The organism is Streptomyces sp. 2114.4, from assembly GCF_900187385.1.
Taxonomy (GTDB): Bacteria; Actinomycetota; Actinomycetes; order Streptomycetales; family Streptomycetaceae; genus Streptomyces; species Streptomyces mooreae.
The window spans coordinates 6271592-6295706 of record NZ_FYEY01000001.1; the positions used below are offsets into that span (position 1 = coordinate 6271592).

The following is a 24115-nucleotide window of genomic DNA, read 5'->3' on the forward strand; positions in this document are numbered from 1 at the left end:
CCACCGGGCCCCTCCGCAGGGCTCCGCCGGCGGTCAGGGGCGGGCTACGGGCCGGGGGCGCAGCCGGCCGTCCCGCACCTCGGCGACCGTGTCCGCCACGTCCAGACGGACGGGGTCGTGGGTGACCAGCACCGTCGCGGTGGCGCGCTGCCGGGTGAGCGTGCGCAGCAGCGCGAGCACCGCGGCGCCCCGCTCGTGGTCCAGGGCGCTGGTCGGCTCGTCCACCAGCAGCACCGCGGGCTCGTTCATCAGCGCCCGCGCGATATTGACCCGCTGCCGCTGACCGCCCGACAGCTGATGCGGCCGCCGGTGGGCCTGGTCCTCCAGGCCGACCGCCGACAGCAGCTCCCGTGCCCGCGCCCGCGTGCGTACCCGCGTCGTACGCGACGCGCGCCCGTCCAGGTGGGCCGTCACCTGCAGCTGTTCGGCGGCGGTCAGCGACGGCAGCAGATTGGGCTGCTGGAAGACCGTGCCGATGGCGGTGCGGCGCAGCGTCGTCAGCGCGGCCGGGCCGAGCCCCGCGGTGTCCGTGCCGCCGATCACCACCCGTCCGCGGTCCGGGCGGATCAGTGTGGCGGCGACCGCGAGCAGGCTGGACTTGCCGGATCCGGACGGGCCGATCACCGCGGTCAGACGTCCGGCGGGGACGGTCAGCGAGACCTCGTCCAGCGCCGTCAGCCGGGCGTCGCCGTCGGGGTAGGTGAGGGTGACATCGGTCAGTTCGAGGCTCATCGGGCACTTCCCAGGGCGGTCAGCGGGTCCACGGACGTGATGCGGCGGATGGCGAGCGCGGCGCCTGCGGCACCCAGCGCGATCATGATCAGGGCGGGCGCCGCCACGGTGGCCGGGGCGAGCACAAAGGGCACCGTGCCGCCGATTCCGGCGCCCACCGCGGCCACCACGGCGCTGCCCAGGGCGGTCCCGCCCACCAGCAGCACCACGGCCTGTCCGAGGGCATCCCGCAGCAGCGAGCGGGTCGAGGCGCCCAGCGCCTTCAGCACGGCGACCTCGCCGCCGCGCTGGATCGTCCACACCGTGAAGAACGCCCCGATGACCAGCGCGGAGATCGCGAACAGAAAGCCGCGCATCAGCTGCAGGGACCCGTTCTCGGCGGCGTACGAGCCGATGGCCTGCAGGGCGTCGGCGGCGGCGACGGTCCTGGTGCCGAGCGCCCGGTCGGCGGCCGCCAGTCCGGCGGTGCCGGAGGTCGAGAGGGCGAGGACGGTCGCTCCGACGGGGTCGCCGGAGGCGTCGGTCCGGCCGGGCTGGTCACCGGCGGCCGCTCCGGCGCCGCTCGCCAGCCGCCGCCAGTCCTGAAGCGGCGTCCAGACCACCGGCGTATGGGCGTACATCGCCGCGCCCGACACCGCCGCCACCCGGACCGTGCGGCCGCCGAGCGTCAGCGTGCCCCCGGCCCGCACCCCCAGTGAGGCGGCTGCCTTCGCGGACAGCACCACCGCACCGTCCTCCACCCGCGCAGGCGCCGTCTGCGACCCCGGCCGCACGCCGAACAGCGACACCGCGGCGGTCCGGCCGCCGGACTCGGCCTTCGTCGGCGCGATCCCCAGCGGGTCGGCGTGCCGTACGCCCGGCACCCGCGCCCAGGCCCGTACGGTCCGCTCCGTCAGCCGCGAGTCGGTGAAAGCAACGTCCCTGCCGTCGGCGGGCGCCGAGAACACCAGGTGATCGGCGGGCAGCGCGGTGATCGCCGAGGTGTTCTCCCGGCCCAGGCCCGCCGTCAGGCCCGACAGCAACCCCACCAGCACCGTGATCAGCACAATGACGGTGCCCATCAGGGCGAACCGTCCCTTGGCGAATCTCAGGTCCCTCCAGGCGACGAACACCGGCGATGCCCTCCTCGGATCCGGGTGCCGGACTCCACTGCCCGGCCTCGGCCTCCACCGTCGCGCGCCGGGCGGGCCGCTGACATCGCGCCGGGGAGTGGTCCGCCCGGATCGAAAGAGGTGCCCCGCGCTCAACCCTTTGGTTGATGCCGCAGGTGGGGAGGGCACTTAGCCTGAGGGGGCCGTGACCGAAGAAACCGCGACCGAAAACCCCGCGCCCGGGGAATCCGCGCGCGCCCCCTCCCTCACCCCCGTCCTGCGGGTCCTGCGCAGCTGTCTGCACCTGATGGTGGCCGCGCTGCTGGCACTGGCCTGCGTGCGCGCGATCGCCGACCACGCCCCCTCCGCCCCGGCCGTGACCGCCGCCGCGGCCGCGCTGTTCGCGGTGTACGTGACCGGCCCCCGGCTGCCCCGGCTCCGCAGCTCCACCGGCGCCGCCGCCCTCTGGCTGAGCGCCGTGGCCCTGCTCTGGCTGGTGCTGCTCGCCCTCACTCCCGACGGCGTCTGGCTCGCCTTCCCCCTGTTCTTCGTCCAGCTGCATCTGCTGCCGCTGCGAGGGGGCCTGGCCGCCGTCGCGGCCACCACCGCCGCCGCCATCGCCGGATTCGGCCTGCACACCCACACCCTGAGCCTCGGCACGGTGCTCGGCCCCGCCCTGGGCGCCGCCGTCGCCGTCGCCGTCGTCCTCGGCTACGAGGCCCTTTACCGGGAGAGCGAGCAGCGCCGCCGCCTCATCGAGGAGCTCACCGCGGCCCGCAGCGAGCTGGCCGCCGCGGAACGCGCCGCCGGGGTGCTCGCCGAACGCGAGCGGCTGGCCCGCGAGATCCACGACACCCTCGCCCAGGGCCTGTCCAGCATCTAGCTGCTGCTGCGGGCCGCCGAGCGCGCCCTGCCGCGGCAGCCCGGCACCGCCCTCGGCCATGTCCGGCAGGCCCGCACCACCGCCGCCGGCAACCTCGCCGAGGCGCGCCGCTTCGTCCGTGCGCTGAGCCCGCCCGACCTGGAGGCCGGCTCGCTGCCCGCCGCGCTGGAACGGCTGTGCGCCACCACCGCCCGTACCTCTCCGCTCGCCGTGCACTGCCAGGTTTCCGGCACCCCCACCGCGCTCCCCACCACGCACGAGGTCGCCCTGCTGCGCATCGCCCAGTCCGCGCTCGCCAACACCGTGCGGCACGCCGGTGCCGGACGGGCCGAGCTGACCCTCAGCTACATGGACACCGAGGTCGCGCTGGACGTCGTCGACGACGGCGCGGGATTCGTCCCCGCCGAGGTGCCCGCCCCGGGCTCCGCGGCGGCGGACGGCACCGGCTTCGGCCTCGCCGCGATGCGCGCCCGGGCCCGCGCCCTCCAGGGCACCCTCGTCGTCGAGTCCGCCCCCGGCGAGGGCACCGCGGTCGCCGTCACCCTGCCCACTCCCGCCGCCCCGCCCGACGCCGCCCAGGAGGCCGCCCCGTGACCGCGACGGACACCCCCGTCCGGCTGCTGCTCGCCGACGACCACCCCGTCGTACGCGCCGGACTGCGCGCCGTCCTGGAGACCGAGGACGACTTCGAGATCGTCGCCGACGTCCCGACCGCCGAGCAGGCCGTCGACCTCGCCGCGCGGCTCGCCGTCGACGTCGTCCTCATGGACCTCCAGTTCGGCGGCCGGATGCTCGGCTCCCAGGCCACGGCGGAGATCACCGCCCGCCCCGGTGCCCCGCGCGTCCTCGTGCTGACCACCTACGACACCGACGTCGACATCCTCGCCGCCATCGAGGCCGGCGCCACCGGCTACCTCCTCAAGGACGCCCCGCCGGAGGAACTGGCGGCCGCGGTCCGCACCGCCGCCGCCGGGAAGTCCGCACTCGCCCCCACCGTCGCGCTGCGCCTCATGGACCGCATGCGCGCCCCCGCCACCGCGCTCTCCCGCCGGGAGACGGAGGTCCTTCAGCTCGTCGCGGACGGTCTGCCGAACGCGGCGATCAGCAAACAGCTCTTCCTCAGCCAGGCGACCGTCAAGTCCCACCTCGTCCACATCTACGCCAAGCTGGGCGTGGACTCCCGCACCTCCGCGGTCGCCGCCGCCACCGCCCGGGGCCTGATCCGCCGCTGAATGCTGCGCGCCGGGCCGCCTCCCGGACCCGGCCGGGCCGGCCAGGTCACAACCGGCCGGGGCCGGCAACCACACCCGTCAGGGGTCCACGGACCGGCACTGTCGGTGCCGGGTGCGAGAATCATGGACAGCACCACCGCTCGCGATGATCGACGATCAGGGAGACCCGCCCATGGCACCCGCCATCCCAGCCTCGATGGACCGGCCGCACTTCATCGGCATCGGCGGAGCCGGCATGTCGGGCATCGCCAAGATCCTCGCGCAGCGCGGCGCCCGGGTGGCGGGCAGCGACGCCAAGGACTCCGCGACCGCCCAGGCCCTGCGCTCCCTCGGCGCCACGGTCCACATCGGCCACGCCGCCGGGCACCTTGCCGCCGACGCCACCAGCGTCGTCGTCTCCTCCGCGATCCGCCAGGACAACCCCGAGCTGGCCGCCGCCCACGAGCGCGGCATCCCGGTGGTCCACCGCTCCGACGCGCTCGCCTCCCTCATGGACGGCCTGCGGCCCATCGCCGTCGCCGGCACCCACGGCAAGACGACCACGACCTCCATGCTCGCCGTCTCCCTCGGCGCCCTCGGTCTCAAGCCGTCCTACGCCATCGGCGGCGACCTCGACGCCCCGGGCTCCAACGCCGAGCACGGCTCCGGCGAGATCTTCGTCGCCGAGGCCGACGAGAGCGACCGCAGCTTCCACAAGTACGCCCCCGAGGTCGCGATCATCCTCAACGTGGAGCTCGACCACCACGCCAACTACGCCTCGATGGAAGAGATCTACGAGTCCTTCGAGACCTTCGTCGGCCGCATCCGCCCCGGCGGCACCCTGGTCATCGCCGCCGACCACCCCGGCGCCCGCGAGCTGACCGAGCGGATCTCCGGCCGCTACGACATCGAGGTCGTCACCTACGGCGAGTCCCCGGACGCCGACGTCCGCATCCTCAAGGTCAACCCCCGGGGCATGACCAGCGATGTCACCGTCACCCTCACCAGCGGCAAGATCCTCACCTTCACCGTCTCCGTCCCGGGCCGGCACTACGCCCACAACGCCGTCGCCGCCCTGGCCGCCGGCGTCGCCCTGGGCCTCGCGCCGCACAACCTCGCCTCTGCGCTCGGCAAGTACACCGGCGTCAAGCGCCGCCTCCAGCTCAAGGGCGAGGCGGCCGGCGTCCAGGTCATCGACTCCTACGCCCACCACCCCACGGAGATGACCGCCGACCTCGAAGCCATCCGCGGCGCCGCCGACGGCTCCCGGGTGCTGGTCGTCTTCCAGCCCCACCTCTTCTCCCGCACCCAGGAGCTGGGCACCGAGATGGGCCAGGCACTCGCCCTGGCCGACGCCTCCGTCGTCCTGGACATCTACCCGGCCCGCGAGGACCCGATCCCGGGCATCACCAGCGCCCTGATCATCGACGCCGCGCGCACCGCCGGCGCCGACGTCACCCCCGAGAGCGACCAGGCCGCCGTCCCGGAGGTCATCGCAGGAATGGCGAAGCCCGGGGACCTTGTTCTCACCATGGGCGCGGGCGATGTGACCGACCTCGGCCCCGCCATCCTGTCCCGCCTGGGCAGCTGAGCTGAGGAGGACCCCAGATGCCGTACGAGATCGACAAGCCCGACGAGCAGTGGCGCGCCGAGCTGACCCCCGCCGAGTACCAGGTGCTCCGTCAGGCCGGCACCGAGCCCGCCTTCGTCGGTGAGTACACCGACACCAAGACCGAGGGCGTCTACTCCTGCCGCGCCTGCGGCGCCGAGCTCTTCCGCTCCGACACCAAATTCGAGAGCCACTGCGGCTGGCCGTCCTTCTACGACCCCAAGGACTCCGCCGCGGTCGAACTCATCGAGGACCGCACCCACGGCATGGTCCGCACCGAGGTCCGCTGCGCCCGCTGCGGCTCCCACCTGGGCCACGTCTTCGAGGGCGAGGGCTACCCGACCCCGACCGACCAGCGGTACTGCATCAACTCGATCTCGCTGCGGCTGGCACCGGACAAGGGCTGAGACCTGGGACTTCTGCAGCGGGCCGGCGGTGGAGCGGGCTGGTATGTCTGTGGTTGTCGGCGCCGCCGTGGCCGATGGGCCACAGCGCGAACTGGGCCTTGACCGTCCCGCCGTCACGGTCCCCGAATTTCGCGCCGAGGGTGATGTCGGTGTTGCCGATCACCGTGTAGGGAGCGGTGGCACCGCACTTGGACCCGCTGGAGGGATGGGTGTACAGGCCGGTGGGGGCGTTGGGGACGGTGTTGTACTCGGTGGACAGCACTGCCGGCTTGGCGTCGAACTTCTTCCATCCGTAGACGTCGGATTCGTCGGCGGCCTGGAGCAGCAGGGTGATGGTGCTCCAGTGCGGGCAATCTGTTGAACGTAATGTCGTCAAGCGCGCCAAAATTCTGCTGACAGATCGACTATCGGGATGGCCCACTTGCTGGGTCATCCCGATTTGGATGGGACTCAGGGGGGACAAGCTGATGAAGCGTGAAGAGCGACCGCGGAAGCTACGTAGGAGCAGTTATCGAGTATCACAATGGTTCTTCACCGCGCTCTTACTGGTGTTGGCTGCTCTGATGGTTGCCAAAATGGGCACTGATGGCCCGAACGGCGCTCCGCTTGGCCTAACGGCGACCTTCGGGGCGATCTTCATCGAGCAGCGGATCCTCCGGTCCCGTGTCATCCTGTCCCCCGGTGATGTGCAGGTGGTGAACGCCATCTTTGAATACCACGTTGAACCCGGGGCGATAAAGGAAGCTTTCGTCGATATCCGGGGGAATATGAAGATCGAGACGAGAGATGGTGGTGAGATTTTTGTAGGCGCCTACAGCGGCTCCCTCATTGATTCTTTTGTGGGGAGTGCAGACAAGGCGGCAAAGATGGTCCGTAAGTACATCGCCGGAAAACCGGATTCGTCGAACTTTGTAATTCGCAGGAAGTGTGCGATCTCCTGGCTCTCGGAAATCTGGCTCGTAGCCGCTGTGGCCTGCGCGGTATGGACAGCAATCAATAACGCGGCTGCCTGACACCGCCTTGCAATCGAGGAGTTGTCCGCTGCTACCTGCGTGTGGCCTGGTGACCCACGAAGAGTTGTAGGTCGCTGCAACAACGCCCGGTGTACGGACCAGCCCCACGGCAGTGAGCCGGGCCCTATCCCCTTTAAATTTCGGGTACCTGACTGCCTGTTCGACCGATGCCGTGAACGGGCCGGGTCGCCGTGGCTTGGGTCGTACATCACCCGGCTGGCCGTCCTTCTACGACCCCAAGGACTCCGGCGCCGTCGAACTCATCGAGGACCGCACCCACGGCATGGTCCGCACCGAGGTCCGCTGTGCCCGCTGTGGCTCCCACCTGGGCCACGTCCGGCCCCACGCCGGGCCGGCCCCGTCACCGGGTCCGGGCCGGCAGGAGCCGCACACGAGGGCCGGCCGTCCGGACCTGCGAGTCCCGCGGCGGCGGTCTTACCGGGGCCTGCTGAACGCTGTCGGTTGAAGTGGAGGAAGCCGGCCGGCTCACCTTCGACGTGTACCCCACCGGTCAGAGGCGCCGCCGAACTCCCCGCCGACGGGCACTGCTGCCGGGCGTGCGCAGTTCGAACCAGACGGTCTTCCCCGCGGCGGTGTGCCGCGCGCCCCAGCGGGTCGCGAGCTGGTCGACCAGATGCAGCCCCCGGCCGTGGTCCTCGTCGGCGCGGGCGGGTGGACGGTGAGCGGGCGGAGCGGCGGGGCAGCCGTCGGCGATGTCGCAGCGCAGCGTCCGGTCGAGGGGCGAGTGGGACATCCGCAGGTGGAGGGGGCCCCAGGCGTGCTGGACCGCATTGGTGACCAGTTCGCTCACCAGGAGTTCGGCGATCTCGACATGCTCGGGCAGCCCCCATCGGGCCAGCTCGGTCCGGATGATCCGCCGGGCCTGGGGCACGGCGCGGACATGCGATTCAAGCGGATGCGAGACCACCTTGTCGCGCATCCTCCCCAGGCACCGCGCCAGCTGAGCGACCCAAGCGGCGGCGGTCGCCGCCTGCCGTTGAGCTCGCCGCTTCGCTCGTACAGCCCAGCCATATGCGGCATACATTCCAGTATGCGTGACGCGGGCACGGGGGTGCCCGTTGCGGAGTGCCCGTGGACCCGGTAGCGGCCACTCCACTCGATCTCGCTGCGGCCGAGCACGGACGCTCGGTGAGCGGCGCGCCGGACGCCAGGGGCCCACCCGCCCCGGGGTGCTGAGCCGGCGGACCGTGGCAGGCCGTCCTGGTCCGGCCGCTGCCGGGTGGTCTGATCAGCGGCAGGTGATCCGGGGGCCGCCCCAGTCGGCGTGGTCGGAGTCGTTGCCGTTGCCGCCGTCGGTGACCACCAGCCGTAGCTGGCTGCCGCCGGTGAGGTCTGCGGTGAGGTGCTTCGCGGGCTGGTCGACCGTCATCAGGCCGCTGTCGGCGACCTTGGTGGCGTCCCGGTAGATCTGGAAGACCACGGAGCCGTTCGCGCCCACCTCGTCGTCGAGTCCGACATCCACGGTGAGGGCGGAGCAGCTGCCACCGAGGTCGTAGGTGACCTCGTCGTAGGCGTGCGCGCCCAGTCCCTGGGAGTAGGTGGCTCCCTGGATGGTGAGGGGATGTCCGTCGATGCTGCTGTCCTGCCGGAACGGCGCGAAGCTGTACTTCTGGGAGCTCCACGGCCGGCTGCCCAGCGGCGTGGTGTGGCCGGCCGGCGGTTTGTGCGTGGGGCCGGGGCGGGACGAGTGCGACGGCTTCTCCGGTGGCGAGGGCCGGGAGCTCGGGCGCTTGGGCTTCTTGCTGTGCGTGGGGGACGGGGAGCCCGAGGGCGTACGGGAAGCGGTCGCGGAGCTCTTGGCGGACGCCGGCGGCGGCTGGTCCGTGGCGGGGGCCGAGGAGTGGTCCGACCGGTCGCGGGGCCCGGCCGCGGCGTTGTCGCGCTCCGAGCCGAACAGCGGGCCGACGGATATGGCGACGCCGGCCAGGACGGCCACGGCGACCGCGAGCACGGTGATCCGCGCCGGTGAGAGGCGCGCCCGCCGGGGCTTGTCCGGCACGTCGGGCAGGACCGTCCCTGCGAAGCCCAGGCCGGCCGGGGGTGCGCCGCCGGTGCCGGACGGCCGGGCTCCGTCAGCGGGGCCGGCGCCTTCCGCCTCCTGGGCGGCCAGCCAGGTGGTGAAGTCGTCGCGCAGCTCGGTGTTCCGGGCAGTGCGGTGCCAGGCGGCGGCGGTATGGCGTACCGCCGCGAGCAGGGCGGTCCGCCAGGCCGGATCGGCACCCTCTTCCGGGTCGGGGGAGAGCAGGACGTGGTTGATGGCTTCCTTCGCCAGATCCGCCGCGGCCTGGGACGAGCGGCAGCAGTCACGGGCATAGGCCAGCACGGCCGCGTAGTGCCGTTGGTGGAACTCGTTGAGGGCTGTCCGGGCCGTCCGGGCCGGGCCGTCCGGAGCCGGTGTGCCGAACGGAGCGTCCGCCGCCCCGCTGCCGGACCGGGCTGCCGCACGGATACGCCGGACCAGCTCGCTATCGGAGGGTGCGCTCCCACCGGTGGTGTCGCAGTGCTCTTGCATGAGTGGGCTAACGACCCTTCAACGTCCTGACGGGCCATGAAAAATACCGCAAGCAGGGCGGGTATCCGGCGGCCGGTGCTGCGTTCGGCACCGGCGGCCGCGGGCGACTCGCACTCCGCGGCCGTCCCGTCACACCATTTGCACGATCGCCGTCACCACCAGCCCGGACTCGATGAGCCACCGGCCGCTGAATTCGGTGAGTTCCCTGCCGTCGACCACCGGGCCCGGGACGAGGAGGCGGGCGGTGAAGGTGGCGTCCGACGGGTCGAGGGTGAGGAGGGCGTCCTCGAAGCCGAGCCAGCGGTGGGCGAGGGGGTACCACGCCTTGTAGACGGACTCCTTCGCGCTGAACACCAGGCGGTCCCAGCAGACTTCGGGCTGTGCGCCGGCCAGCCGGCGCAGCTGGGCGCGTTCCTCGGGCAGGGTGACGAGGTCGATCACGCCGGGATCGTCCACGGGCAGATGGGGTTCGGCGTCCAGGCCGACGGTCCGTACGTCCGCGGAGCGGGCCACGGCGGCGGCGCGGTAGCCGGCGCAATGCGTCATGGCACCCACGATGCCCGCCGGCCACAGCGGCTCCCGCTGGGGGCCGGGGAGCAGGGGGGCGGGGGCGATGCCCAGTTCGGACAGTGCGCTGCGGGCGCAGCGGCGTACGGTGCCGAACTCCTTCTGCCGCTTGGGCACGGCACTGGACACCAGCGCCCACTCCTCGGGAAACATCTCGGAGACCGGGGCGTCGTCGAAGGCCTCGGCGGTCACGACCGGGGCCGGCAGCAGTTTGTCGATCATGCGGGGGTCCCGGTGGTTCCGGCGGCGACGGGGGCGGGCGCGGGCAGGATCCGGACCGGCCGCCCCGGTGCGCGGGAGCGGCGCTGCCACTCCCGTGGATAGCCGAGCGACACCTCCTGATGGGGGACGCCGTCGCAGACCAGCAGCCGCGGGATGTGGAGGTGGCCGTAGACCACCGTGGCGGCACGGAACCGGCGCGGCCAGTCGGCGGTCGCCTCGGTGCCGCACCACAGCGCGAAGTCCGGGTACCACAGCGGGTCGGTGGGCTCGCGTACCACCGGCCAGTGGTTGACGAGCACCGTGGGCAGCTCCGGTGGCAGGGCGGCGAGCCTGGCCTCGGTGGCGGCCACCCGCGCCTCGCACCAAGCCTCCCGCGTCGGATAAGGGTCGGGGTGCAGGAAGTGCTCGTCGGTGCAGACCACTCCCGCCTGCTCCGCCCGGGCGAGCGCCGCTTCCTTGGACGCGATGCCGGGCTGCCGGAAGGTGTAGTCGTAGAGGAGGAAGAGCGGTGCGATGACGGCCGGGCCGCCGGCGCCCTCCCAGAGCGGATACGGGTCCTCGGGGGTGAGGACGCCCAACTCGCGGCAGATCTCCACCAGATGCTCATAGCGCGCCACGCCGCGCAGCCGCACCGGGTCGTGCTCCGGCGTCCACAGCTCGTGATTGCCGGGCACCCAGATCACCTTGGCGAACCGGCTGCTGAGCAGGGTGAGCGCCCAGCGGATGTCGGAGACGTATTCGCCGACGTCGCCGGCGACCAGCAGCCAGTCGTCGTCGGACTCCGGTCTTAAGCCCTCGACGATGTCGCGGTTCTCCTGGTAGCGGACGTGCAGATCGCTGACGGCCACCAGGGAGCCGCGGTGGGCGCCCCGTTGGGGGGAGCCGGGAGCGGGTGTGGGGGCGGGGCCGGCTGCGCCGGGCGGGAGGGTGCGGATCTCATAGGTCACCCCCGAAGTAAAGACGGTGCGGGGGAGAGAGTGAAGGGCGGCCCGGGGGGCGGGCCCCCGCGTCACCGGCCTGGCGGTGGGGGAGCGGGCCGGCCGGTGGACCCGCCGGACCCGTTGAAGCCCTTGGACCCGCCGGACCCGCCGGACGGGGCGCCGCCGCGGCGGATGCGGGTGGCCAGCCAGAGGTCGAAGCGGTCGTCGGGGTCGTCGAGGCGGCGGCCGGTGAGGTCCATGGCCTTGTCGAGGCGGTTGCGTACGGTGTGCCGGTGGACGCCGAGCCGCCGGCTGGTGGCGTCCCACGCGCCGCCGGTCTCCAGCCAGGCCGCCAGGGTGGCGATCAGCTCCTCGCCGTGGTCCGCGAGGTCGAGCGGGCCGAGCACGCTGTCGGCGTAGCCGTGCAGCGTCGTGCCGTCCCCCAGGTCGAGCAGCAGCCGGCTGGCCTGGCTCTGCCGGGCCTCCGCCGGTTCGTTGCCCGCTCTGCTGACGGCGAGCAGCCCGGCCGCCTGGCGCAGCGACACCCGGACCGCTTCCGGGGCGGTGGCCGGCCCGATCCCGGCCGGGCAGCGCGGGGCGAAGCGGGCGAGCACTTCGCGGATGTCCAGCTCCTCACCCACCACCGCCTCGATGACCGCGCCCGGCGCCCCGTTCACGACCCGTACCAGTCCGCCGGGCACCGCCAGCGCCAGATCGGCGGCCATCTCCTGCGCGGCGCCGTCCGTGGGGCCGGGTCCGTCCGTGTGCGAGGTCCTGTCCGCGGGCCCCGTCCCGGCCGTCGGCCCGGTCCCGGTCGTCGGCCCGGCTCCGGTCGCCGGCCCGGCTCCGGTCCTCGCGCCGCTTCCCGTTCCGGCTGCCGAGGCGCCCGCTGCCGTACGGCCCCCCGGGGCGCCCTCCGCCGCCACCACGACCCCTCGCACCCGCCCGGCCGTCAGCCCCACCGAGCGCAGCATGTCCCGGGCCCGGTCGGCGGACGGATCCTCGTCGGCCAGCAGCTCCGACAGCAGCGCCGACCGGCGGCGGCGCTCCGGCTCATCGCTCAGATGGCGGCGCTCCAGCTCCAGGGAGAGCAGCGAGACCAGGCCCGGTACGACCGAACGGGCGGCGTCGTCCGGCCGGCCGGTGAGCAGCAGCAGTCCGCGCAGCCGCCGTGCGCCCAGCGGCTGTACCTCCAGCTGCTGCCCGGCGGCCGTGCTGGACGCGCTGCCGCGCAGTCCGCGCGCGGCCACCCGGTCCAGCAGCTCGTGCGCCTGGGCCGGCAGCGGCCGCGCCGCGCGCTCGCTGGTGGCGAGCAGCCGCCCGAGCGGATCGAGCACCGCCGCGCCCACGCCGGTGGCGGCCGCCCACTCCGCCAGCATCGGCCGCAGCCCGTCGCCGGTCGCCGCGGCGGTCAGCCGGCGCTGGGTCGCGAACGCCCGCTGCAGCAGCGCGCGCTGTTCGTCGGCCCGTGCGTCGAAGACCGCCTTGGTGACGGCGATGAACGGCACCTCGTCGGGCACCGTCAGCAGGGGCAGACCGGCCTCCTCGGCCGCGCGCACCAGTGGCTCCGGTGCCTCCTGGTACGGCAGCCCCTGCCCCAGCCCGAGCGCCAGACACGCCGCCCCGCCCTCGGCCGCGTCCCGGACGTACGCCCGGCAGGCGGCCGGTTCCATCGGCAGCAACAGGCCGATGGTCATGAGGAGTTCGCCGCCCTGCAGCCACTTCCCCGGCGCCGGCAGATCCGAGACCGTCGCCGCCTCGATGGTGCGGGCCAGCTGCTGCGGCGGCACGTCGTAGGTGACCGACAGACGGAGATCGGGCCGGGCCAGCAGATCGGAGAGATGCAAGGGCATGGACACAGTGTCCATCACCTGCTGGGGAAAAGGGACGATCGGGCGAGCGAGGGGCGGACGAGCAGGGGTGCTGGGCGCGGGTGGTGGCTGTGGTGGCGGACGGGTTCCGGGCACCGCCGACGGCCTCTGCGGATGAGTGCATGCGCCGTCGCCCGTTATGGTCGAGAGGTGGGGGAGTGGGGATCCTCCCCACCTCCCGGCCCGATCGACGGAAGGGACGTGAGCGCAGTATGCAGGCGGCTTTTCTGGTGGCCACCGAGGGCACCGAACAGGTCGAGCTGACCCGGCCGTGGCAAGCGGTGACCGACGCGGGCGGCGGCCCGACGCTGGTCTCCACCCGCGCGGGAAAGGTGCAGGCGTTCCACCACCTCGACAAGGCGGACACCTTCCCCGTCGACCTGACGGTGGACGAGGCGACCGCGGCGGACTTCGACGGACTGGTGCTGCCCGGCGGCGTGGCCAACCCGGACGCACTGCGCCTCGACGAGCGGGCCGTGGCGTTCGTCAGGTCGTTCTTCGACGCCGGGAAGCCGGTGGCCGCCATCTGCCACGCACCGTGGACGCTCATCGAGGCCGATGTGGTGCGCGGCCGCACGCTGACCTCCTGGCCGAGCCTGCGCACCGACCTCCGCAACGCGGGCGCCACCTGGGTCGACGAACAGGTCCAGATCTGCACCGGCGGACCGAACACCCTGATCACCAGCCGGAAGCCGGCCGATCTGGAGGCCTTCTGCGCGGCATTCGTCTCGGAGTTCTCGCACTGAGACCCGCGACCGAGGCACGGCGGCTGAGACCCGGCTACTGAGCCCCAGCGGCTGAGGTCCGGGCGACAGCGCCTACGGCCCGAGCACCACCACCGACTCCGGGGGGAGCCACAGCACACCGTCAGCCCCGGGAAGCCGGGCACCGGGCCAGCCCGCCAGTGCCTGCAGGGCGGATGCCCGCAGCGCCGACGGGGACGGTCCGACCGGGCAGGGGCCGTCCGTACCCTCGCCCCCGCCGCCCGGGCGGCCCCCGTCCATGCCGTCCCCGGTGACCGGGATGGCCGCCGTGGCCTCCCGCGCGAGATTGACCGCCACCCGTAGCGGTCCGCGCCGCAGCAGGAGCCAGCGGGCCCGCTCGTCGTAGCGGACGGTGGTGTGGCGTGGATCGGGATCGGTCAACGGCGGCAGCTCATGGCGCAACGCCAGCAGCGTACGGTGCCAGGCCAGCAGCGAGGCGTGCGGTTCCACGGAGGGTTCGCTCCAGTCCAGGACGCTGCGGTCGCGGGTCGCGGGGTCCTGCGGATCCGGCCAGTCCTCGGCGTGACCGGCCCAGTCGTACGCGGCGAACTCGCGACGGCGCCCGGCGCGTACCGCCTCCGCCAGCTCCGGATCCGTGTGAGCGGTGAAGTACTGCCACGGGGTTCTCGCGCCCCATTCCTCGCCCATGAACAGCATCGGGGTGAACGGCGCGCACAGCACCAGGGCGGCGGCACAGGCCAGCAGCCCCGGGGAGAGCCCGGCCGCGAGCCGGTCGCCCAGCGCACGGTTGCCGATCTGATCGTGCGTCTGGGCGTAGGCGAGCAGCCGGTATGCGGGCGTCACCTGCAGGTCCAGGGGCGCGCCGTGCGCCCTGCCGCGGAAGCTGGAGTACGTCCCGTCGTGGAAGAAGCCGCCGGTCAGCGTCTTGGCGAGGGCGGCCAGCGGAGCACGCGCGAAGTCGGCGTAATAGCCCTGGGATTCGCCGGTGAGCGCGGTGTGCAGGGCGTGGTGGAAGTCGTCGTTCCACTGGGCGTGCAGACCGTGCCCGCCGTCCGCCCGAGGCGCGGTGGTGCGCGGATCGTTCAGATCGGATTCGGCGACGAGGAACAGCGGGCGCCGCAGCTCCCCGGCCAGCGCGTCGACGGCGGCGGACAGGGCGGCAAGGAAGTGCGGGGTGCCGTCGTCGTGCAGCGCATGGACGGCGTCCAGCCGCAGGCCGTCGAGCCGGTAGTCACGCAGCCAGGACAGCGCGCAGCCGAGGAGGTAGTCGCGCACCTCGCCGCTGCCGGGGGCGTCGAGATTGACCGCCGCGCCCCACGGCGTGTGATGGGTGTCGGTGAAGTACGGCCCGAACTCCGGGAGAGGGTTGCCGGACGGGCCGAGGTGGTTGTGCACCACGTCGAGCACCACCCCCAGCCCGTGGCCGTGCGCGGCGTCCACGAACCGCTTGAACCCGGCCGGCCCGCCGTACGGTTCGTGCACCGCCCAGGGCGCGACCCCGTCGTAGCCCCATCCGTGGCTGCCGGGGAACGGGCAGACCGGCATCAGGGAGACATGGGTGATGCCCAGGTCGGCGAGGTGGCGCAGCCGCGCGGCGGCGGCGTCGAAGGTGCCCTCGGGGGTGTACGTGCCGATGTGCAGCTCGTAGAGGACCGCGCCCGGCAGCGGGCGGCCGGGCCACGGATGCCGCCACCCGAACCGGTCGTGCTCGACGACCGCGGCCGGGCCGCCGGGGCCGTCCGGCAGCCGCGCGGCCCGCGGATCGGGCAGCGGCGGCCCGCCGTCGAGCCGGAAGCCGTACCGGTCCCCGTCGCGGGCCGGCGCCTCGGCACGCCACCAGCCCGCGCGTCCGGCGTCGCGCTCCAGCGGGACGTCCGGCTCACCGGCCCGGTCACCCGCCCACTGGAGAGCGACCTGCCCGGCCTTCGGAGCCCACACCTCGAACAGCACGGCCGTCCTCCTTCGTTCGCTCCGGTCCCGACGGGGAAAGCATGCCCGCACGCCGCCCGGCAGCCCCTCGCGGCGACACGGGCTCCCGCGCCCACCTGCACCTCGCACCCCGCCCACCTGCACCTCGCACCCCGCCCACCAGCACCTCCGCCCCGCCCACCGGCAACGCCCCCGCGCCCAACACCGCCTGGACAGCGGGTCGTGGTGGCCGGAGAATCACGCTATGACTTCGCTCGAGTTCCCCGCGCGCCCCGCGCGCCCGTCGGATGCGGACCGGGAACGCGCTCTTGATCTGCTGCGCGACGGCGCGGCACAGGGACGGCTGTCCCAGGACACCTTCCTGCGACGACTGGAACTCGTCCTCACCGCCCAGCAGCAGTCCGAAATCGAACTGGTCACTGCCGACTTGGCCGACCGGGGCAAGGTCCAGGGCACCCTCCTGCGGATGGTGGGCCGCGCCTCCGCTTTCCACATCCGGGTACGCCGCGCCTGGCGCAGAGAGCGGCTGCCGAAGCTGCTGCTGCCCGAACCGGGCCCGCTGCCGCTGCTCATAGGGCGGGCGCCGGGCGTCGGCCTGCGCCTCAACCACGACACGGTCTCCCGTGCCCACGCCGAACTCCGCAGCGCGGGCAACGGCTGGCTGCTGCGCGACCTCGGCTCCACCAACGGGACCTGCGTCAACGGCCGCCGGGTGGTGGGCGAGGTGCCGGTCGGCCCCGGTGACCACATCACCTTCGGCCAGGTGGATTACGTCCTGACGCAGCGGTGAACGGGCGGCGCGGCCGGACCACCGCGCCGGTCCCCGACAGCCACGCTGCCGCACCCCGCCAGGGGCGCGGCAGCCGCCGCCTCATCCGGACGCGCCACGCTGCGCCGCATCCCCCCGCACCGGCCGGTCGCCCGACGGGTAGGACGTCCACACCCCTTCACCGTGCGTCAGGCCGGGCAACTGCCCCTGGAACTCCTGGACCAGGCGGGCCGGGAGCGCACCGCTGACCAGCCAGGAATGCCGCCCGCCGGTGGTCTCGGCGAACTCGGCGCCCAGAGCCGCGAGACGGGCGGTCACCGCGGCGAGCGCGGCGAGCGGGACCTCGGCCTCGAAGGCGTGGTACGGCTCGTGGACCCGGGTGCCGGCCGTCCGCAGCGCCCGCGCCAGCACGGAGGCCGTGACCGTACGGAAATCCCCCGCGGTGCTGAGCGGGCCGACGAAGCCGGAACGCGTCAGCACCACCCGGCAGTCCGTCACCGCCCACCCGTGCGGTCCGCACCGCAGGGTGGCCAGTGCGGTCTCCTCGACGGCCTGGTGGAAGCCGTGCGGCAGGGCGCCCAGTTCGGTCTCGTAGGTGAACACCGGGCCGGATCCACGGGCACCCGGCTCGACCCGGAGGCCGACCGTGGCCCAGGGACCGGTGTGACCGCGCCTGGCGATCTCGTGGCAGGCCTCGCCGACCCCGGACGGCCGCTCGACGCACACCACCCGGCTGGGCGCGAACTCCGCCTCGATGCCGTGCTCCTGGCACAAGGTGGCGGCGATGATCTCCTTCTGCACCTCGCCGTGCAGCAGCACCGAGGTCGCGCCGTCCGGAGCGGGGCGGGCGCGCAGCAGCGGGTCCTGGTCGGCGAGCGCCAGCAGCGCGGCACGCAGCGCCGCGGCCTGTGCCGGACGGCGGGCGCTGACCAGGGTTTCGAGCGTGGGGGCGGCGAACAGGGCGCCCCCGGCGGGGTCCTCGGTGGCCGGTCCGAGACGGTCACCGGTCCGGACGCCGGGCAGCCCCCGGACGACCCCGATATTGCCCGGCGTCAGCGGCCCGCCGTCACCGGGCGCCCGGCCGACGACCTGGAGCGCGGTGATCCGACCGGTCAGGGGCCCGCCGGGGCCGTCCGCCCCGGGCCGGTGCAGCTCGACCTGCTGACGGGGCCGCAACTCGCCTCCGTAGAGCCGGATATGGGCGGTCCGTTCGCCGTTCGGCGGCTGCTGGACGGCGAAGACCGTGCCGCGCGCAGTGGCGCCCGGGACGGCGGGGGCCGGCGGAATCAGCCGGACCATGCCCTCGATGAGCGCGCCGACGCCCTGACCGCCGAGCGCGGAACCGAAGTACACCGGGTGCAGCGATCCGTCGGCTGTCCGGGCGGCGAGCGCCGCGCGCAGCCGGTCCGCGGTCGGCCCCGGCCCGTTCGGCTGCGCACCGTCCTGGCCGCGCTCCCGCCCTTCGGGGACAGGATCCACCAGCTGGGCCAGGATCGACTCGTCCACCTCGGCGACCACTTCGGCGATCCGCTCGCGGACCCGGGCGTCCTCCAGCGAGTACGGCACCACCTCGGCGCCCGCGGTGCCGAGGCCGGTCACGGACGTCATCGGGACGGCGGCCGGTGTCAGCAGCCGGCGGATGTCCGCGAGCAGCGCCTCGTCCCGGGCGCCGGCCCGGTCGATCTTGTTGAGGAACAGCAGGGTGGGCAGCCGAAGCCGCCGCAGCGTCCTCATCAGCACCCGGGTCCCGGCCTGGACGCCCTCCACCGCGGACAGCAGCAGTACGGCTCCGTCGAGCACCCCCACGGCGCGCTCGACCTCGGCGATGAAGTCGGCATGGCCGGGTGTGTCGATGAGGTTGATCTGCACCTCGCCGACGGTGAACGAGGCGACCGCCGAGCGGATGGTGATACCGCGCCGGCGCTCCAGCTCGCCGGTGTCCGTACGGGTGTCACCCCCGTCGACGCTGCCGAGCCGGTCGATGGCGCCGGTGTCGAACAGCAGCCGCTCGGTGAGGCTGGTCTTACCCGCGTCGACGTGGGCGAGAATCCCGATGTTCAGGGTGTGCGAAACAAGCATGGAAAGGGGTTTCCTCAAGAACTGTCGTCCGGTGGGGGCGATGAGTCGTTCCGAGGAATCCGCGCATTCCGTGCTCCTGGTGTGGGGGAAGTCGGGCGTACGGGGTCATGGTGCCAGCCGTGCGCGGGGCCGCAACCGAATTAAGCGGCGGCCGGGGGCGCCCCTCCGCGCGTCGGGGGACTTTGGCGACGCCGGGAACTGACGCTCCGACGCCCTCTCACTCCGCCACGAACAACGCCACCGGCGACACCGCCAGCAGCTCGCTCAGCCCCACCGCAGCGCCCCCCGGCAGCTCGCGGCCGGTCAGCTGCTCGCGCCAGGGGCCGCCCGGCGGCAGCCGCAGCAGGGTGTCCCACCAGCCGCCGGTCTCCACCAGGCACAGCGACAGACGGGTCACCACCGTCAGCACCCGGCCGCTGCGGCAGAACGCCACACAGTGCTCGGCCGCCGGGCCCTCCGCATACACCGGCTCGTACGACGCGGTGGCGCCGAACCACTGGGGACGAGCGCGCCGCAGCCGCAGTGCCGTGGCGGTCAGCCGGAGCTTTTCGGCGGACAGATCGCGTGGCGCGCCCCCGGCGTCCAGCTCGGCCAGCAGCTGGGGACCGAAGCGAGCCGGCCGCCTGTTGTCCGGGTCGACCAGTGCGGCATAGGCGCGTTCGGTGCCCTGATAGAGGTCGGGGACGCCCGGCATGGTGAGGTGCAGCAGCGCCGCGCCCAGCACATTGGCCCGGACGAAGGGGGCGACTTCCTCGTCCAGCGCGGCGAGCGGAGCGGCCGTGGGACCGCACGGCCCGTTGCGTACGAACTCCTCGACCGCCTCCTCGTAGCCCGTGTCCGGCTCCGTCCACGAGGTGCGCAGCCCGGCCTCCCGTACCGCCTTGAGGACCGCGGGCGCCACCCGCTCCGCCGCGGCTTTGTCGCCGGGCGCACCCAGGCCGAACGCGGTCTGCCAGGCCAGCCACGACACCATCGGATCCGCCGGACCGGCGCCGGCCGGCCCGCCGGCGCCGACGTCGCACACCGCCCCCTCGGCCATCGCGCCCAGCACGTCCCGCCACCGGTCCGGGCACTCCGACAGCACCGCGATCCGCGCCCGGACATCGGCGCTGCGCTTGGTGTCATGGGTGGAGAGCACCGTGCCTGCCGCCGGCCGGTCCCGTTGCACCCGTGCGCAGTACGCATGGAACGCCTCCGGGGGCAGCGCCGGTTCCCCGGGAGCGCCGCCGACCTCACAGGCCGACAGCAGCACCGGATAACGGTAGAAGGCGGTGTCCTCCACGGACTTGGCGTGCAGCGCGGACGCGGTCTGGGCGAACCGCGCGGCGAAGTCGGCGCAGTCCCTGCGGTCGTGGTCCGGATGGTCCGGCAGCAGGCCGAGCGCCAGATCGTGGATCAGATCCACCGCTCGCGCCTCCTCGGGCACCCGGAAGGCGGTGCGCGCCCCCGCCGCGGCCGTGCCCAGCATCGCCGCGTCCCGCTCGGCCTGCCCCGGATCCGCGGGGTACGGGCGGTAGACCGGCAGCCGCACCATCAGCTCCCGGATGGCATGGCGCAGCGCCCACGGCGCATGGTCGCCCGGCTCGGGGACGCGTGCGCTGATCCGGACCGCGGTCCGCACCAGCCGCTCGACCTCCGCGGCCAGATCGTGCGTGATGACCTCGTACGCGGCCCGGCGCACCGTCTCCTCCCAGTCGCCGCCCTCGTCGGCCAGGGGGGTGACGAAGTCCCGGTAGTGGGAGAAGAGCCGTCCGGCGCCCTGCGGGCAGACGAACAGACCGTCGATGTGGCGCAGGGCGTCATAGCCCGTGGTGCCCGCGCAGGCCCAGCTCTCCGGCAGCAGTTCGTCGCCGGTGAGGATCTTCTCGACCACCGTCCAGCGGCCGCCGGTGCCCTCGTGCAGGCGGGCCAGATAGCCGCCGGGGTCCACCAGGCCGTCCGGATGGTCGATTCGCAGCCCGTCGATGACGCCCTCGCGGACCAGCCGCAGCACGGTGCCGTGGGTCGCCTCGAAGACCTCGGGGTCCTCGGCACGGACCGCGATCAGCTCCGCAATGGTGAAGAAGCGGCGGTAGTTGAGCTCACTGCGGGCCAGCCGCCACCAGGCGAGGCGGTACCACTGCGCCTCCAGGAGGCGGGTCAACTCCAGCCCCTCCGTACCGGGGCGCAGCGGAAAGGCATGCTCCCGGTAGCGCAGCACGTCGCCCTCGACGCGGAAGTGCCGCGCCTCCTCGCCGAGCCGCCCCCCGAGCACCGGCAGCAGCAGCCGGCCTCCGTGTCCGGCGTCCCAGTCGATGTCGAACCAGCGCGCGTACGGGGACGCCGGACCGTCGCGCAGTACCTGCCACAGCGGCCCATTGAGCGACACCGGCTCTGGCACGGCCATATGGTTCGGCACCAGGTCCACGACCAGCCCGAGGCCGTGCGACCGGGCCGTCGCCGCCAGCGCCCGCAGCCCGCGCTCGCCGCCCAGCTCGGCCCGTACCACCGCATGGTCGACCACGTCATAGCCGTGCGTGGACCCCGGCACCGCCTCCAGGACCGGCGAGAGATGCAGATGGGAGACGCCCAGCGCGGCCAGATGCGGGACCGCCCGCTCGGCGGCGGCGAACGGGAAGTCCGGCTGGAGCTGCAGCCGGTAGGTGGCGGTCGGCGACGGACTCGGAGGCTGCGTCATGAGGACACCCGTACCCCGCTGACGGCCCGTTGTCTCCTCCCCGCCCGGCACGGGTGTCGTCCCTTCCTCCAACGGGCGGGCGGAAAGGCCGCAGATCTTCGTACGTCCGGTGCGTGGGGGTGCTCTATCCGGTCGTCGTGGTGCTCGGGGTGGCCATCGCCCCGCACCTGCTCACGGTCTTCGGTCTCACCGAACGGCTGGTGCCGGCCGGCAGGCCGGCCGAATCGATGGCCTTCCTCACCAGCGCGGTGGCCGGCGGCCAGGCCTTGTCCCTGGCCGCCGCCGGCCGGCTCGCCGAGGCCCACGGCCCCTTCGCCGCCTTCGCCGCCTTCGCCGTCGGAGCCGCCGCGGCGATCCTCGCCCTCGCTCTCGGAACCCCGGCCCGGCGCCCCGCCGCTACGCAGGTCGCTGCAGCACCAGCAGGCTCCGGCCGATGAGCGTCAGCCGGTCGCCGGCCTTGACCTTGGCGCCGCCGCCGTCCGCCACCGCCTGCGGCCGGTCGGTGTCCACCACGATCTGCCACTGCCGGCCCAGGTGCTCGGGGACGATGAACTCCTTCTCCTGGTCATGGGCGTTGAACAGCAGCAGGAACGAGTCGTCGGTGACCGGTTCGCCCCGCGGACCCGGTTCGGAGATCGAGCTGCCGTTGAGGAACACGGCCAGCGACTTGGCGTGCACCGACTGCCAGTCACGCGGCCCCATCTCCTCGCCGCCCGCCGTGAACCACGCGATGTCGGACAGCTCGTCGTGGGTGCCCTCCATGGGATGCCCCTGGAAGAACCGCCGGCGCCGGAACACCGGGTGGTCGCGCCGCAGCCACACCATCTGCCGGACGAACTCCAGCAGCGCCCACTGCTCCGCGTCCCCCTCCGACACCACGGCCCCCGCCGGCGCCTCATCCGCCTCCGATGCCTGGCCCTCCTCCGACGCCCCGTACGCCTCGTCCGTGGCCCCGGGCCCGTCCGGTGCGCCGGCGCTCCCGCCCGGCGCCCGCTCCGGCCAGCGCACCCACGACAGCGCGTTGTCCTGGCAGTACGCGTTGTTGTTGCCGTCCTGGCTGCGGCCGAACTCGTCGCCGTGGCTGAGCATCGGCACGCCCTGCGACAGCATCAGCGTGGCGACGAAGTTGCGCATCTGACGCGCCCGCAGCCGGCGCACCCCGGGATCGTCGGTCGGCCCCTCGGCACCGCAGTTCCAGGACCGGTTGAAGCGCTCACCGTCCCGGTTGTCCTCGCCGTTGGCCTCGTTGTGCTTCTCGTTGTACGCGACCAGATCGTGCAGCGTGAAGCCGTCATGGCAGGTCACGAAGTTCACCGAGGCCAGTGGCCGCCGCCCGTCCTCCTGGTAGAGGTCCGACGAACCCGTCAGCCGCGATCCGAACTCCGCGAGGGTGCGCGGTTCGCCCCGCCACAGGTCCCGTACGGTGTCGCGGTACTTCCCGTTCCACTCGGTCCACAGCGGCGGGAAGTTCCCCACCTGATAGCCGCCCTCGCCGACGTCCCACGGCTCGGCGATCAGCTTCACCTGGCTGACGACCGGGTCCTGGTGGACCAGGTCGAAGAACGACGACAGCCGGTCCACCTCGTGGAACTGCCGGGCCAGCGTCGCCGCCAGATCGAAGCGGAAGCCGTCCACCCGCATCTCCTGCACCCAGTAGCGCAGTGAGTCCATCACCAGCTGGAGCACATGAGGGCTGCGCATCAGCAGCGAGTTCCCGGTGCCCGTGGTGTCCATGTAGTACTGCTTGTCGTCCGACAGCCGGTAGTACGAGGCGTTGTCCAGCCCCCGGAACGACAGCGTCGGACCCAGATGGCTGCCCTCGGCGGTGTGGTTGTAGACGACATCGAGGATCACCTCGATACCGGCCTGGTGCAGTGCCCGCACCGCCGTCTTGAACTCCAGCACCTGCTGCCCGCGGTCGCCCCACGACGCATAGGCGTTGTGCGGGGCGAAGAACCCGATGGTGTTGTAGCCCCAGTAATTCGTCAGCCCCGCGTCCACCAGCCGGTGGTCCTGGACGAACTGGTGCACCGGCATCAGCTCCAGCGCGGTCACCCCGAGCTTGGTGAGGTGGTCGATGATCGCCGGATGCGCCAGCGCGGCGTAGGTGCCGCGCAGCTCGTCGGGGAGCTCCGGATGGCGCATCGTCAGGCCCTTCACATGGGCCTCGTAGAGCACCGTCTCGTGATACGCGGTACGGGGCGGGCGGTCGTCACCCCAGTCGAAGTACGGGTTGACCACCACCGATGCCATGGTGTGCGGCGCCGAGTCCAGGTCGTTGCGGACCTCAGGACGCCCGAAGTGGTAGCCGTAGACGGCCTCGTCCCAGTCGATCCGGCCGCTCATGGCCCGTGCGTACGGATCGAGCAGCAGCTTTGCCGAGTTGCAGCGCTGCCCCCGTTCCGGTTCGTACGGACCGTGCGCCCGGAAGCCGTAGCGCGCTCCCGGCATCACCCCCGGAAGGTACGCGTGCCGCACATTGGCGTCGCTCTCCCGCAGCTCGACGGCGGTCTCCGAACCGTCGTCGTGCAGCAGACACAGTTCGATGCGCTTCGCGGCTTCGGAGAACACCGCGAAGTTGGTGCCCGCCCCGTCATAGGTGGCACCCAGCGGATACATCTGTCCCGGCCAGACCTGCATGGGTAGACTCTTCCACTTTCTTCTCGGGCGCAGCGGCGACTCCACGACGCACCTTCGCGAAACGAATCGAAATCCTTCCCCAACTTTTCGCAACTTCTCGCACACAGAGGGCTTTTCGCGGGATCTCCGCTCAATGGTGGAGCAACCTGTCGCGATGTCGGATCGTCCTACTGGTCGTCCTGTTGGAGGACGGACGGGGGATCCGACATGCATGTCATGGAATGTGACAGCAGGGGG

The 24115-nt window shown here is 73.0% G+C and carries 19 protein-coding genes and 2 pseudogenes; 9 read left to right on the forward strand and 12 right to left on the reverse strand.

The annotated features are described in order from the left end of the window. Positions 1-33: 33 nt before the first annotated feature. Both CFW40_RS27580 and CFW40_RS27585 read right to left on the reverse strand, forming a co-directional pair. Positions 34-732: an ABC transporter ATP-binding protein gene (locus CFW40_RS27580; protein ID WP_088800551.1), complete on the reverse strand. Its 699-nt coding sequence runs from the start codon at positions 730-732 to the stop codon at positions 34-36. Then, positions 729-1844: an ABC transporter permease gene (locus CFW40_RS27585; RefSeq protein WP_088800552.1), complete on the reverse strand. Its 1116-nt coding sequence runs from the start codon at positions 1842-1844 to the stop codon at positions 729-731. Before CFW40_RS27585 ends, CFW40_RS27580 begins: the two co-directional genes overlap by 4 nt. A 286-nt stretch (positions 1845-2130) precedes the next feature. On the opposite strand from CFW40_RS27585, the pseudogene CFW40_RS27590 reads away from it, so the two are divergent. The 4 genes and pseudogenes from CFW40_RS27590 to msrB all read left to right on the forward strand — a co-directional run bounded on the left by CFW40_RS27590 (position 2131) and on the right by msrB (position 5933). Next, a pseudogene (locus tag CFW40_RS27590) lies at positions 2131-3300 on the forward strand (sensor histidine kinase). Continuing rightward, positions 3297-3938 (forward strand): response regulator transcription factor, encoded by a 642-nt coding sequence (locus CFW40_RS27595; protein WP_088800553.1) that lies wholly within the window; start codon positions 3297-3299, stop codon positions 3936-3938. Before CFW40_RS27590 ends, CFW40_RS27595 begins: the two are co-directional and overlap by 4 nt. Positions 3939-4110: 172 nt before the next feature. Further along, entirely contained in the window at positions 4111-5508 is a 1398-nt protein-coding gene (gene murC / locus CFW40_RS27600; RefSeq protein ID WP_088800554.1) for a UDP-N-acetylmuramate--L-alanine ligase, read from the forward strand. 17 nt (positions 5509-5525) lie between these two features. Beyond that, positions 5526-5933, forward strand: a complete 408-nt coding sequence (gene msrB, locus CFW40_RS27605) for a peptide-methionine (R)-S-oxide reductase MsrB (protein ID WP_088800555.1) — start codon at positions 5526-5528, stop codon at positions 5931-5933. Here msrB and CFW40_RS27610 read toward each other — a convergent pair. Next, positions 5893-6309, reverse strand: coding sequence for a hypothetical protein (locus CFW40_RS27610; RefSeq protein WP_176956372.1), 417 nt, complete (start codon positions 6307-6309; stop codon positions 5893-5895). The genes msrB and CFW40_RS27610 overlap by 41 nt on opposite strands. 91 nt (positions 6310-6400) lie before the next feature. On the opposite strand from CFW40_RS27610, the gene CFW40_RS27615 reads away from it, so the two are divergent. Next, a complete protein-coding gene (locus CFW40_RS27615; protein WP_143034537.1) occupies positions 6401-6946 on the forward strand; it encodes a hypothetical protein in 546 nt (181 codons plus the stop codon). 214 nt (positions 6947-7160) lie between these two features. Next, positions 7161-7412, forward strand: a pseudogene (locus CFW40_RS38295) (peptide-methionine (R)-S-oxide reductase); the annotation flags it as partial. 45 nt (positions 7413-7457) lie between these two features. Here CFW40_RS38295 and CFW40_RS27625 read toward each other — a convergent pair. The 5 genes from CFW40_RS27625 to CFW40_RS27645 all read right to left on the reverse strand — a co-directional run bounded on the left by CFW40_RS27625 (position 7458) and on the right by CFW40_RS27645 (position 13041). Then, positions 7458-7886 carry an ATP-binding protein gene (locus tag CFW40_RS27625; RefSeq protein WP_176956371.1) on the reverse strand — a complete coding sequence of 143 codons (429 nt, stop codon included), beginning with the start codon at positions 7884-7886 and terminating at the stop codon, positions 7458-7460. A 309-nt stretch (positions 7887-8195) separates the two neighbouring features. Next, on the reverse strand, positions 8196-9479 hold the full coding sequence (locus CFW40_RS27630) for an NPCBM/NEW2 domain-containing protein (protein WP_176956370.1): 1284 nt from the start codon (positions 9477-9479) through the stop codon (positions 8196-8198). Positions 9480-9608: 129 nt separating this feature from the next. Then, positions 9609-10268 carry a 4'-phosphopantetheinyl transferase gene (locus CFW40_RS27635; RefSeq protein ID WP_088802403.1) on the reverse strand — a complete coding sequence of 220 codons (660 nt, stop codon included), beginning with the start codon at positions 10266-10268 and terminating at the stop codon, positions 9609-9611. Continuing rightward, entirely contained in the window at positions 10265-11215 is a 951-nt protein-coding gene (locus CFW40_RS27640; RefSeq protein ID WP_088800558.1) for a metallophosphoesterase, read from the reverse strand. The genes CFW40_RS27635 and CFW40_RS27640 overlap by 4 nt, the downstream gene beginning before the upstream one ends. A 62-nt stretch (positions 11216-11277) precedes the next feature. After that, complete coding sequence (locus CFW40_RS27645; protein ID WP_088800559.1) at positions 11278-13041, reverse strand: PucR family transcriptional regulator; 1764 nt, start codon at positions 13039-13041, stop codon at positions 11278-11280. A gap of 230 nt (positions 13042-13271) precedes the next feature. On the opposite strand from CFW40_RS27645, the gene CFW40_RS27650 reads away from it, so the two are divergent. Continuing rightward, positions 13272-13805, forward strand: coding sequence for a type 1 glutamine amidotransferase domain-containing protein (locus tag CFW40_RS27650; protein ID WP_088800560.1), 534 nt, complete (start codon positions 13272-13274; stop codon positions 13803-13805). Positions 13806-13877: 72 nt separating this feature from the next. On the opposite strand, the gene treZ is transcribed toward CFW40_RS27650, so the two are convergent. Beyond that, positions 13878-15734 carry a malto-oligosyltrehalose trehalohydrolase gene (treZ, locus tag CFW40_RS27655; protein ID WP_088800561.1) on the reverse strand — a complete coding sequence of 619 codons (1857 nt, stop codon included), beginning with the start codon at positions 15732-15734 and terminating at the stop codon, positions 13878-13880. Positions 15735-15957: 223 nt separating this feature from the next. Here treZ and CFW40_RS27660 point away from each other — a divergent pair, with 223 nt between their 5' ends. After that, positions 15958-16503 carry a DUF1707 and FHA domain-containing protein gene (locus CFW40_RS27660; RefSeq protein WP_088800562.1) on the forward strand — a complete coding sequence of 182 codons (546 nt, stop codon included), beginning with the start codon at positions 15958-15960 and terminating at the stop codon, positions 16501-16503. 81 nt (positions 16504-16584) lie between these two features. Here the strand turns inward: CFW40_RS27660 and otr(A) are convergent, their stop codons facing one another. Then, the gene (otr(A), locus tag CFW40_RS27665) at positions 16585-18561 is read right to left on the reverse strand and encodes a tetracycline resistance ribosomal protection protein Otr(A) (protein ID WP_088800563.1); all 1977 of its coding nucleotides are present in this window, start codon (positions 18559-18561) and stop codon (positions 16585-16587) included. Positions 18562-18778: 217 nt separating this feature from the next. Further along, positions 18779-21238 carry a malto-oligosyltrehalose synthase gene (gene treY, locus CFW40_RS27670; RefSeq protein WP_088800564.1) on the reverse strand — a complete coding sequence of 820 codons (2460 nt, stop codon included), beginning with the start codon at positions 21236-21238 and terminating at the stop codon, positions 18779-18781. Between the two features lie 113 nt (positions 21239-21351). Between treY and CFW40_RS37265 the strand changes: the two genes are divergently transcribed. Beyond that, the gene (locus CFW40_RS37265; protein WP_256331266.1) at positions 21352-21675 is read left to right on the forward strand and encodes a hypothetical protein; all 324 of its coding nucleotides are present in this window, start codon (positions 21352-21354) and stop codon (positions 21673-21675) included. On the opposite strand, the gene glgX is transcribed toward CFW40_RS37265, so the two are convergent. Next, complete coding sequence (gene glgX / locus CFW40_RS27680) at positions 21635-23878, reverse strand: glycogen debranching protein GlgX (protein WP_088800565.1); 2244 nt, start codon at positions 23876-23878, stop codon at positions 21635-21637. The genes CFW40_RS37265 and glgX overlap by 41 nt on opposite strands. Positions 23879-24115 lie beyond the last annotated feature (237 nt).